Genomic DNA, 10,627 nt, shown 5'->3' on the forward strand with positions numbered 1-10,627 from the left:
AGCAAAAGCCCATGTGTCAGCCCGCTTGTCTGGTCTAACGGCTTTAAACATGTATTTTGTTTTTGAGTTCTCAAGTCAAACAAGCGTTGCTGCCGTGGTCGGAGCGTCACACCGCCTTGTGGTTGTAGGATCACTATGGGTAAAGTGCCTAAACGCTGGGGGTAACAAGGGGTGATGGGCGGTTTGCCGCTGGTATCCCGTGGTGTAACTGTGCTATGAAGCTGTATGTCGTCGGCTGGGGCGCGTGGCGGCGCAGAGGCGGTTTGTAGAATGCCTGTTGGGGCACAGCCGAGGGTGTTGAGTGCTGTGCAAGGGGTGTTACGATTCACACGGTCTACACATTAAGATGCCTGTCTGTGGTTGAGAAGAGGTGATCCTCATCTCTCCTGCGATGGGCTTTTTGTTCTCCTTGCAAGGGATGGATAGAGCATTGACTACGCAATCAGCACCTGCTACCGCTTGGACCATTGAAGAGAGCATGGAGCTCTACCGCACCCAAGGGTGGGGTTTGGGATATGTGCATGTGGATGCCGAGGGGGATCTAACCATTACCCCGGGCAGCCAACCCCATATTGAGTCCATCAGCCTGCCAAAGTTGGTGGATGATGTGGAGGCGATGGGGTTTCAAGGCCCGATGTTGATCCGTTTTGGCGGGATTTTGCAAGATCGAATCACCCGTTTGAACCGTGCTTTTACAGAATCCCGCAGTCGATTGAATTATGCCGGGCACTATCAGGGTGTTTACCCGGTCAAAGTTAATCAAGATCGCCATGTGGTCTCTGAGGTGGTGGCCAGCGGTACCCCGATGGGGTTGGAGGTGGGCTCTAAACCAGAGCTGGTGCTGGCGATGGCCTATATGGACCGTACCCCGCTGATTATCTGTAATGGCTATAAAGACCGAGACTATATTGAGCTGGCGCTGCGGGCTACAGGGTTGGGTTTTCCCATCTTTGTGGTGGTGGATCGGCTGGAAGAGTTGGCTCCCATCATTGATCTGGCGAAGAGTTTAAATGTCTCACCCAACCTGGGGTTGCGGGCACGATTGCTCACCGAGGGGGTGGGCAAATGGTCAGAGTCGGCAGGGGGCTTTTCCAAATTTGGGTTGACCGCGGGTGAGATCTTGTTGGCGGTTAATCAGTTGGAGCGGGAGGGGCTGAAAGAGAGTCTAAAACTGTTGCACATGCACCAGGGTTCACAGATCTCGCTGCTGGATGTGGTGCGCCAGAGCGCCCAAGAGATTGTACGCTTCTATTTGGAGCTGCGCAAAATGGGCTGCCCCATTGAGTATGTGGATGTGGGCGGTGGTTTGGGTGTGGATTATGAGGGGTTAAGCAGCAGTGCCCCGTGTAGCGTCAACTACTCCTTGGGTCAATATGCCGATGCCCTGTTGGGGGTGTTTGCCGAGCGCTGCCGCGAGGCTGGTGCACCAGAGCCCAATGTGGTCACGGAGAGTGGACGAGCATTGACCGCCCCCCATGCGGTGCTGGTGGTGGAAGTTATGGGCTGGAGTGAGCCGGTTGGGCGAGATCCGGCCCCAGAGACCATCCCCGAACAGGCTCCCGAGGTGCAGACGCTGCACACCTTGGCCATGGAGTTTGATAAAGAGCGCGCCGACCTGATCTGGGAACAGGCGCTGATGTTGTTCGAGTCAATTAAGCAAGGCTTTGTACTGGGCCGTCTGGATTTGACCGCGCGCAGTATTGCCGAGCGGGTGATGGTGCATTTGGGGCGGTTGGTGCATGAGGCAAAAGGGCAGGACCCTAAGCCTGAGTCCCGTTTGCAGGGGTATGTGTCGGAGCGCTATTTGACCAATTTTTCCATGTTTCAATCGCTGCCGGATGCGTGGGCCATTGGTCAGTTGTTTCCCATTATGCCGTTGCAGCGTTTGCATGAAGAGCCCGCCGCTGAGGCTATTTTGCAGGATTTAACCTGTGATTCGGATGGCCAAGTTAAACGGTTTATTGGGGTGCAAGGGGAGAATGCCACACTGCCGGTACATCACCCTGGGCCAACGGAACGCTACCGCTTGGGCTTTTTTCTGGTGGGGGCCTACCAGGAGATATTGGGGGATTACCATAACCTGTTTGGGGATACCCATGTGGTGGAAGTAGGCTTAAAAGCCGATGGTAGTATGGCAAAGCCGGTGGTGCGCCGGGGGCAACGCAGCGTGGACGTGCTGAAAGCGGTCTCGTATGAACCCTCGGAACTGTATGATGCTGTAGGCCGTTTGGCGCGGGGTGCTTGCAAAGATGACCGCGCGGCCCAGTTTATTGAGGCCTATGCCCGCTTGGTGAAGGGATGCCCCTATTTGACCTCACGGTCATGATGGGTCTGGTGGGTCATCTTCTTTTGGGGAAAGAGGTTTTTAAAGATGGCGCGGTTTGTCCCAAGATTTTTACTGGGGATCTGGGTATGATGGCCTAGATAACTTTTGCGGGACCTATGTTAAGAACCTCTTTTGATCGGTGTGGTTGGAGATCTATTGTGTCTGATTCACGTTATGAATTCACGGTTAGCAGTGTGCTAAAACCAGCGCGTTGGGCATTTTTGGCGGCGCTTGTAGTGGGTTTACCGCTTGGTGCGTTACAGGCGCAGGAGCAGCACCCCTTCGCCGCAGCAGTGATGCAGGCTTTGCAGACAAATCCCGATGTTCGCTCCAGTCGAGCCAGTCTGGATAGTGCCAAAGAGAAGCCGGTTGGTACCACGGCGGCATTGCGACCAACCATAACTTTTACCAGTACAGCCACCCACACGGCCAGTTTTTATGGTACCACCAAAAGCAAATCAGACCCACGTGCGTACAAGTTGGATCTCAGTCAGCCCATCTACAACAAACAGCTCTTTGTGGCCGATGAACAGGCGATGCCCTATGTCGAGGCCGCAAAAGAGGATGTGCAAAATACACTGCAAGATACCATCTTGAGTGTGGCCGAGGTTTATGTCGGGTTATTGGAGGCGCAAGAGGTCGCCGCGCTGTCGGTCAATAATTTAAAAGTGACCAGCAGCCAGTTAGAGGCCACCCGAGCCCGTTTTGAGGTGGGTGAAATCACCCGTACCGATGTGCGCCAAGGGGAAGCCCGGGTTGCCAGTGCCGAGGCACAGGTCAAGAGCAATCAAAATGCTGTAAGCGTGAGCGAAGCCAAATATCGTGAAGTGGTGGGCATGCCTCCTCCTCAACAGATGCCTGTTCCCAGTGTTGAGGATGCCCTGATGCATCGGGATTTGGATCAACTCATCGCCCAGGCAGAGGCCCATCGTCCCGATTTATTGGCCGCGCAAGAGCGCTTAAAGGTCGATCAGTTGGGGGTTAATTATGCCCGTGCAGGTCACTACCCAACCCTGACTTTTTCGGCCAATGGTACCTTTACGGATGATGCGGAGATCTCCACCAAGACCCAGGACAGCCGTGCCTATACCTTTGTGTTAACGGCAGAGGTGCCGGTTTATGAGGGGGGTGGAACCCAGTCCACGCTGCGCCAAGCCAAGCATACACTGGCGGCCTCTCGTGCCGATTTGGACAGCCAAGTGTTGCAGATCCGACGTGAGGTTGAAGAGGCCCTGCTTAACTACCGCAGTGCGCTGGCCGTGGTCACTTCGTATGAGTCCGCATTAGCGGCCTCCCAGGACGCCCTAAACGGTGTGGAGCAGGAGTTCCAGGTGGGTACCCGCACCGCTCTGGATCTGTTGGATCAGCAAAATGAAGTGTTTAGAAATCAGACCGAACTGGCTAAACAGCGCTTTAATGTGATTTTGGCCCGTTTCCGTTTGTTAAGTGCAACGGGTGAGTTGACTTTGGCAAATCTGGGGTTGACACAAGAGGTTGCCTCTAAATAATTGGGATTATGGCCTGCTGTATGTTGAAAGGTACTGAAATGAAAGAGAAAATATTGGCAGTGTTGGCAGAGATTCGCCCCATGTTGCAACGAGACGGTGGGGATGTTGAGTTTGTGGACCTTACCGAAGATAACGTTGTGCAGGTGCGTCTGCGTGGTGCGTGTGGTAGCTGTCCCGGCGCGATGATGACGCTCAAGGGCGGTATTGAGCGGCTGATGAAAGAGCGTATTCCAGAGGTTCATTCGGTTGAGAATGTCCCCTTTCAATAGGGGTTGTTTAAGGGTATGACAAGCCTGTTTCGGTATCTGCCCTCTCCCCACTGTGATGAGCGTCCGGTGGGGGAGGTGGTGGAGCTGCTGGTGGTACATGCCATTAGCCTGCCCCCGGGTCAATTTGGGGGTGGCTGGATTGACGACCTGTTCATGGGGGTGTTGGATGCCCAAGCTGACCCCTATTTTGTTGGCATTGCATCGTTGCGGGTGGCCGCGCATTTTTTGATTGGTCGTGATGGCGGCATAACCCAATATGTACCGCTTAGTAAACGCGGCTGGCATGCGGGTGAAAGTGTGTGGCAGGGCCGACCACGCTGCAATGATTTTTCCATCGGTGTTGAGTTGGAAGGGGATGAAGAGCACCCCTTTGCAGCCATTCAATATCAACGTCTGGCCCAGTTAACACGTACGTTACAGCAACGACTGCCCCGTTTGGTGGAGGTTGTAGGCCACCAAGATATCGCCCCGGGTCGCAAGTGGGATCCGGGTCGGCAGTTTGACTGGCCAAGGTTTAGGGCCATGTTGCCCCACGTTGAACCCCTAGATCTGCCCATCATTGCATAGCTTGGGTTTACTTCCCCTTTTTAGCGGTATGCATCGTGCGCAAGGTTTGGATCGCGTAGGGGGTGCAAACTCTGCGCAGCGCCCATATGGGGGCGTTCATAAAAACACATCGTTGTTCATTTTCGCGAAAGTATAAACCGTGCTAGCCCTTGTCAGCTGTGGCTGGGAGCGTCTATGAGGTTGTAAAGGACGTCCTTAACGAGGGCTTGTTTTGTTAATGAGTGGGCTGCATAACAGCACTTTGTCGAATAGGCTAGCTTTTGGGCATCCCAGGCCCCTCGCTGGGTTGCTTGCGTGGAAGAACACGGGGTGTGTGACGCCATAAAAAGGGCTATTATCGTTTTCCTCAGCATACTTTCTGGACCTTTACGAACGGATATACAGTTATGGCACACCTGCACGTTATCGGCATTTGTGGTACCGCAATGGCCAACCTCGCCGCATTGGCAAAGATTGATGGCTGGCATGTTACCGGTTCCGATGCAGGGGTTTACCCGCCCATGAGCACCTTTTTGGAGCAAGAGGGTATTGAGATTATAAATGGTTTTTCAGCCGATAATCTTAAGGAGCGCCCCGATTTGACGCTGGTTGGCAATACGATTTCGCGGGGCAATCCAGAACTCGAAGCGTTGATGGACAGCGACTTGGCCTACATGTCCGGGGCAGAGTGGTTTCAAAAATTTGTGTTGGAGGGGCGTCACCCGATTGTGGCGACAGGCACCCATGGCAAAACCACGACATCCTCTATGCTGGCACGCTTATGGGAAGAGGCCGGATGGGAACCAGGCTTTCTGATCGGTGGTATTCCGGCGGATTTTGGCCGTGGCAGCCGTTTTCCCAAGGGGCCATGGGTGGTTGTAGAGGGAGATGAGTATGATACGGCCTTCTACGATAAACGCCCTAAATTTCTGCATTATCGTCCCCGTACCCTGATTTTGAACAACCTTGAGTTTGACCATGCGGACATCTATGCGGATCTTGAAGCGATTCGGGTGCAGTTTCGCTTGCTGTTGCGCACCGTACCCCGTTCTGGGGTAGTGCTGATTAATGGTGATGATGAAGAGGTGACGAAGCTGGCCGAGTATGCCTGTAGTCCGGTACTCTATTATGGCATCCATGGAGATTATCACTATCGCGCGAGACTTAATCAAAAAGATGGCAGTCACTGGACCCTGATTAAAGAGGAGCAAGAGCTGTTTGATGTGGCGTGGGGACAGGTTGGTATGCATAATATTTACAATGGCTTGGCAGCAGCATCGGCCGCCTTGGAACATGGTATGCCCGCCCATGTGGTGAAAGCTGGGTTAGAGGGCTTTAGTGGGGTTGCGCGTCGTTTACAGGTGCGTGCGCAGCTTGGCGGCGTCACCCTTTATGATGATTTTGCCCACCATCCCACCGCGATTAAGACCACGCTGGAGGGGTTGCGTGCCAAGGTGGGGCAAGCGCGAATTTGGGCGATTATTGAGCCGCGTTCCAACACCATGCGGCGTAAGGTGCATCAGTCCCGTTTGGCTGGGGTATTGGGGCGGGCTGATCGGGTGATTTTTGTGCGGCCCGAGGATAAACGTTTACACAGTGATGAGTTGCTCAATGTGGATGTGGTGGTTGGTGAGATTAACCGGGCCGGTTTAAACTGGGCGCGGGTTGCGGAAAATGTTGAGAACATTGTGCAGATGGTGGGTGAGGATCTGCGTCCTGGGGACCACCTACTGGTTATGAGTAATGGGGGATTTGATGGTTTGCATGGAAAGTTAGAAATGTTGATGCAGCAGAAGTTTGAAGGGTAGATAGATGAAGTTTGCCACATTGGCGGGCAAATTTTTGATCGCGGTACCCAGCTTGGCGGATCCTTTTTTTGAGCGCACGGTGCTCTATCTCTGTGCGCACAATGAGGATGGCGCTTTGGGTTTGGTGATTAACCAGCCGCTGGATACCACCATGAGCCAGATGGCGGGTTATTTAGAGCTAGATTGGCAGCGGCCTGGGGTGGATCGGGTCTATATGGGTGGGCCTGTCTCACCGGAGCAGGGGTTTGTGCTGTTTGAACAAGCCTTGGATCTGCCAGGGATTATGATGTTACCCGACGACCTCTATATGGGCACCAACCCCGACATTATACGACTTATGGGACGTGCAGGGGCTCAAGAGCGTTTTTTATTCGCATTGGGTTATGCTGGTTGGGAGGCGGGGCAACTGGAACATGAGTTGCAGGAAAATAGCTGGTTGGTATGCGATGCGCAGCGTAGTATTTTGTTTGATATGGGTTATGCCCAGCGCTGGGAAGCCGCCATCCGCAGCATGGGTATCGACCCTGCTTTGTTGGTGGATGCCAGTCACGGTTTTGCGAATTAATCGAGTGATTGAGAGAAAATATAGAAAATAGGAAGCAGGGATGTGGTTGTGTGGGGCAAACAACCACAGTACCAAGATTTTTTAAGCGTAAAACCCTGTTGTGTGGGGTGTAAATAATCCATCGTAAACGCTGTTGTTACATGCATTTAGGGATTAGCCCAGCGATTAAGGGGAAAGACCTTATTTGCTGGGGATCAAGAGATGCACATGCGGCCAAACCTAAGCCTATTGGAACACCATGAGCCTGCCTCTTACTGAACTTACCATCCCATTTTTATTGGGCATGATTAGCACCATTCACTGTACAGCCATGTGCGGCGGGATTATGGGTGCCATAGCCTTTGGTATTCCGGGCTGGCAAGAGATGGGCGTGTGGCGCCGCATGGGTTATCTGTTTGCGGCCAATATGGGGCGTATTTTCAGCTACATTAGCATGGGGCTGATTTTATCAACGGTTGGGCAGCAGGTGATGGCATTTGCTCCTGGGGATTGGGGGCATCAGGTTATACGGGGCATGGCTGCGCTGGTATTGGTTTTTATGGGGCTCTATTTGGCGGGCAAGGCCCATTGGTTTGCGGTGGTAGAGCGTTTAGGGCGGCCTTTGTGGAAACGTTTGGAGCCGTCAAGTCGGCGCTTATTACCCATTCGTCATCCGGGGATTGCGCTGTTATTTGGTTTAATTTGGGGTTGGTTGCCGTGTGCCTTGGTCTATGCGGCGCTTTTTTGGAGCTTAGGTGCGGCGACGGTGTGGGAGGGTGGCTTACGCATGGCGTTGTTTGGGCTGGGCACATTACCGGCCATGTTGGGGATTGGTTTGGCGGTCAAGCGCATGCAGCGGGTAAGGATGCGGTGGCAGACACTGGCGGGTTGGGCTTTGGTGGTCATTGGGGTGGCGAGTTACTGGGTTGATCCCCACGGTTTGTTGATGGTACCGCAGGCATTGCAGGCTGATTTACCATGTATTACAGGGCTTTGTGAAGGTAAGTGAAAAAAAACTGGCGGGAAAATAAAAACCGCTTGACCCTGTGACCGATATACGTATAATCAGGCTCCTTAGCACCTATTGCCCAGGTGGCGGAATTGGTAGACGCGCTAGATTCAGGTTCTAGTGTCTTAACAGACGTGGGAGTTCGACTCTCCCCTTGGGCACCACTTAGAAAAAACCCTGATCAGTCAAAAGGTAGCGAGCGGTTTAAAAGTTGCACAGATCGCGATTTTCGACCAAGTTTGTACCAAATCAGGATAAAAATATAGGCCCCCTCAGAGTACGTTGAGGGGGTTTTTTGTTGCCTAGGAGGGCCTCAAAGTTGCGGGATCGCAGGTGTAGAGATTTTGGGAGGTTTTTTGGTAGAGGTTCTCTATGACAAACGCGCGCGTGCCTCGTTTAAGGACCGCTGAGTAAGGCAATAGCCATGAATAAGCGTGGCAGAACACCATAAATACACAACAAGGTTTAGGCTGCGAACCTGAAAGATGCTAACATGGGGGAGATAGAGATCTTTAAAGGCTGCATGGTGGTTTTGCTTCACCATGTGCCCCAACGGGCTTGTGCTTGACATTCCAAGGTTAGAGCGCTATATCACACCCATGGAGGCAAGCAATTTTCTGGGCTATGCCCCGCTTGGGCCGCTCCATCAGCCCTCTCTTTGGTTGCGGTTGTGGCTTCGTCCTTAACCATAAATATTTCGGGTTTCGGTTTGTCGGTCTCACCTTCTGACGGGTAAATGGGAGGTTCCAACATGGCAAAGAAAAAAAAACGGGTTTCCCTTGAGGATACCAAACCCGCCGATGCCTACCTTAAATTGGCGCTGCTCTTCTATGCCCTGTTTTTTGTTTTTATTGGTATACTCAAAAGCCAAGGGTTGGGCAGTCTGTAACGGTTTCGTTTCCCCATAACAATAAAAAGGCCGCGAGATGGGCGTCTCGCGGCCTTTTTATTTTTAACCAGCAACAAGCTTGTTAATCCAGCGGGCCGTCGTCAAGGGGACGCTCAGCCTCACCAATGCGGGCAATGCGGAGAATGTTGGTGGTGCCCTCCTGACCAAACGGCACACCCGCAATCACCACAATACGGTCATCGGTGTTGGCTAACTCCTCACGGCGACAGATACGTGTAGCCTTGCCCACCATCTCAGCAAAGTTGCTCACATCACTGGTATTAACACTGTGCACGCCCCACACCATGGTTAAACGGCGGGCTACCCGTATATCCGGTGTCAAACCCAAAATGGGCACCGAAGCGCGGGTACGCGAGACCCGTAAGGCCGTTGAGCCCGTCTTGGTAAACGCCACAATGGCTTGGCAACCACGGCTCATGGCAACATCCCGCGCGGCCTTGCTTATGGCGTCATTGTCGCTATTGTCAAATGTTAAGGGGGTGTGCAAATTACGCTGTAGACAGTCAGGATCCGCCTCTGTGACCCGGGCAATACGGTCCATCACAGAAACCGCATTACACGCATAAGACCCCACCGCTGTCTCCGCAGAGAGCATCACCGCGTCGGCCCCGTCATAGATGGCGTTGGCCACGTCCGAGGCCTCGGCACGGGTGGGGATGGGGGCGTCAATCATCGACTCCAACATCTGCGTCGCTACAATAACCGGTTTGCACTGCTCTCGGCACATGCGAATAAGCCGCTTTTGTACCGCTGGAACACGCTCGGGAGTGTACTCAACACCCAGATCCCCACGGGCCACCATCACCCCATCGGCGACTTTAACAATCTCCTCCAAATTATCAACAGCCTGGGGCTTTTCAATCTTGGCCAATAGGGCGGCACGACCATGGATCAGCTTACGGGCTTCCCGTAAATCCTCAGGACGCTGTACAAAGCTTAGTGCGCACCAGTCAATGCCCAATTCCAACCCAAATTCCAGATCTTCTAGATCCTTGTCGGTTAGGGCTTTTACCGGCAGCATGGCGGCAGGTACATTCAAGCCCTTGCGATCTGAGAGAATACCCCCCACACGAACCTCACAGCAGACCCCAAAATCCTCAACCTCCATGACCCTTAGATTGATGCGCCCATCGTTGAGCAGCAACTCCAAACCGGGACGCATCACCTGAAACAGCTCATTATGGGGCAGGGTAACACCGTTGATATCCCCCGTGCGCTCCTCTTTATAGAGGGCAAACTTTTGGCCCCGAACAAGCTCCACTTCAGAATTTTCAAAGGTACCGATGCGCAATTTAGGACCTTGTAGATCCATCATAATGCCCAAGGGGCGGCCTAACTCTTCTTCGACAGAGCGGATCCAACCATGCCGACGACGATGATCTTCATGGGAACCATGGCTGAAGTTTAGGCGGAAGGTGTCCACGCCGGTCAGCGCTAAATGTTTGATAAAATCGCGACTTGAAGCGTTAGGGCCAAGTGTGGCGATAATTTTTGTACGACGTATTGATTTCATTGGGGTCTCCTAGGTTAGGTCGTAAGCCGCGCTGTGGACAGGCTTCGCGACGCTGCCTAACATACGCTTTTCCCGTGGTAAGTAAAAGTGACGCTCTGCATTTTTAGAATCAAATGTTGAGAATTCCCCCCTATGTCACGCTTTTGCGACATCTTGGCACAAAAAAAACCGGATGACGTGAAGGTCATCCGGCT

General features: G+C 53.0%; 9 protein-coding genes and 1 tRNA gene. 9 read left to right on the forward strand and 1 reads right to left on the reverse strand.

Annotated elements, in window-relative coordinates; all coding sequences use genetic code 11:
* The first annotated feature begins 430 nt into the window (after positions 1 to 430).
* From speA to MMC1_RS21815, 9 genes are all read left to right on the forward strand, one after another.
* Positions 431 to 2,326 (forward strand): arginine decarboxylase, encoded by a 1,896-nt coding sequence (gene speA / locus MMC1_RS03680; RefSeq protein WP_160162655.1) that lies wholly within the window; start codon positions 431 to 433, stop codon positions 2,324 to 2,326.
* Between the two features lie 158 nt (positions 2,327 to 2,484).
* On the forward strand, positions 2,485 to 3,834 hold the full coding sequence (locus MMC1_RS03685) for a TolC family outer membrane protein (protein ID WP_011712403.1): 1,350 nt from the start codon (positions 2,485 to 2,487) through the stop codon (positions 3,832 to 3,834).
* 38 nt (positions 3,835 to 3,872) lie between these two features.
* Positions 3,873 to 4,103 (forward strand): NifU family protein, encoded by a 231-nt coding sequence (locus MMC1_RS03690; protein ID WP_011712404.1) that lies wholly within the window; start codon positions 3,873 to 3,875, stop codon positions 4,101 to 4,103.
* Positions 4,104 to 4,118: 15 nt separating this feature from the next.
* On the forward strand, positions 4,119 to 4,670 hold the full coding sequence (gene ampD / locus MMC1_RS03695) for a 1,6-anhydro-N-acetylmuramyl-L-alanine amidase AmpD (RefSeq protein WP_011712405.1): 552 nt from the start codon (positions 4,119 to 4,121) through the stop codon (positions 4,668 to 4,670).
* Between the two features lie 386 nt (positions 4,671 to 5,056).
* Positions 5,057 to 6,457, forward strand: coding sequence for a UDP-N-acetylmuramate:L-alanyl-gamma-D-glutamyl-meso-diaminopimelate ligase (gene mpl, locus MMC1_RS03700; RefSeq protein ID WP_011712406.1), 1,401 nt, complete (start codon positions 5,057 to 5,059; stop codon positions 6,455 to 6,457).
* Between the two features lie 4 nt (positions 6,458 to 6,461).
* Positions 6,462 to 7,022, forward strand: a complete 561-nt coding sequence (locus tag MMC1_RS03705) for a YqgE/AlgH family protein (protein ID WP_011712407.1) — start codon at positions 6,462 to 6,464, stop codon at positions 7,020 to 7,022.
* A gap of 238 nt (positions 7,023 to 7,260) precedes the next feature.
* Positions 7,261 to 8,010 carry a sulfite exporter TauE/SafE family protein gene (locus MMC1_RS03710; protein ID WP_011712408.1) on the forward strand — a complete coding sequence of 250 codons (750 nt, stop codon included), beginning with the start codon at positions 7,261 to 7,263 and terminating at the stop codon, positions 8,008 to 8,010.
* A 77-nt stretch (positions 8,011 to 8,087) separates the two neighbouring features.
* A tRNA-Leu gene (locus MMC1_RS03715) sits at positions 8,088 to 8,174 on the forward strand.
* Positions 8,175 to 8,761: 587 nt separating this feature from the next.
* On the forward strand, positions 8,762 to 8,899 hold the full coding sequence (locus MMC1_RS21815) for a hypothetical protein (RefSeq protein WP_160162656.1): 138 nt from the start codon (positions 8,762 to 8,764) through the stop codon (positions 8,897 to 8,899).
* Positions 8,900 to 8,981: 82 nt separating this feature from the next.
* Here MMC1_RS21815 and pyk read toward each other — a convergent pair whose 3' ends face one another.
* Positions 8,982 to 10,433, reverse strand: coding sequence for a pyruvate kinase (gene pyk, locus MMC1_RS03720; protein WP_011712409.1), 1,452 nt, complete (start codon positions 10,431 to 10,433; stop codon positions 8,982 to 8,984).
* Positions 10,434 to 10,627: the final 194 nt, after the last annotated feature.

Source organism: Magnetococcus marinus MC-1, assembly GCF_000014865.1.
Classification (GTDB): Bacteria; Pseudomonadota; Magnetococcia; order Magnetococcales; family Magnetococcaceae; genus Magnetococcus; species Magnetococcus marinus.

Bases quoted from the DNA above. Each gene is read 5' to 3' on its own strand.
- MMC1_RS03705 (WP_011712407.1), top strand. From the start codon at position 6,462: ATGAAGTTTGCCACATTGGCGGGCAAATTTTTGATCGCGGTACCCAGC.
- ampD (WP_011712405.1), top strand. From the start codon at position 4,119: ATGACAAGCCTGTTTCGGTATCTGCCCTCTCCCCACTGTGATGAGCGT.
- pyk (WP_011712409.1), bottom strand. From the start codon at position 10,433: ATGAAATCAATACGTCGTACAAAAATTATCGCCACACTTGGCCCTAAC.
- mpl (WP_011712406.1), top strand. From the start codon at position 5,057: ATGGCACACCTGCACGTTATCGGCATTTGTGGTACCGCAATGGCCAAC.
- MMC1_RS03710 (WP_011712408.1), top strand. From the start codon at position 7,261: ATGAGCCTGCCTCTTACTGAACTTACCATCCCATTTTTATTGGGCATG.
- MMC1_RS03690 (WP_011712404.1), top strand. From the start codon at position 3,873: ATGAAAGAGAAAATATTGGCAGTGTTGGCAGAGATTCGCCCCATGTTG.
- MMC1_RS21815 (WP_160162656.1), top strand. From the start codon at position 8,762: ATGGCAAAGAAAAAAAAACGGGTTTCCCTTGAGGATACCAAACCCGCC.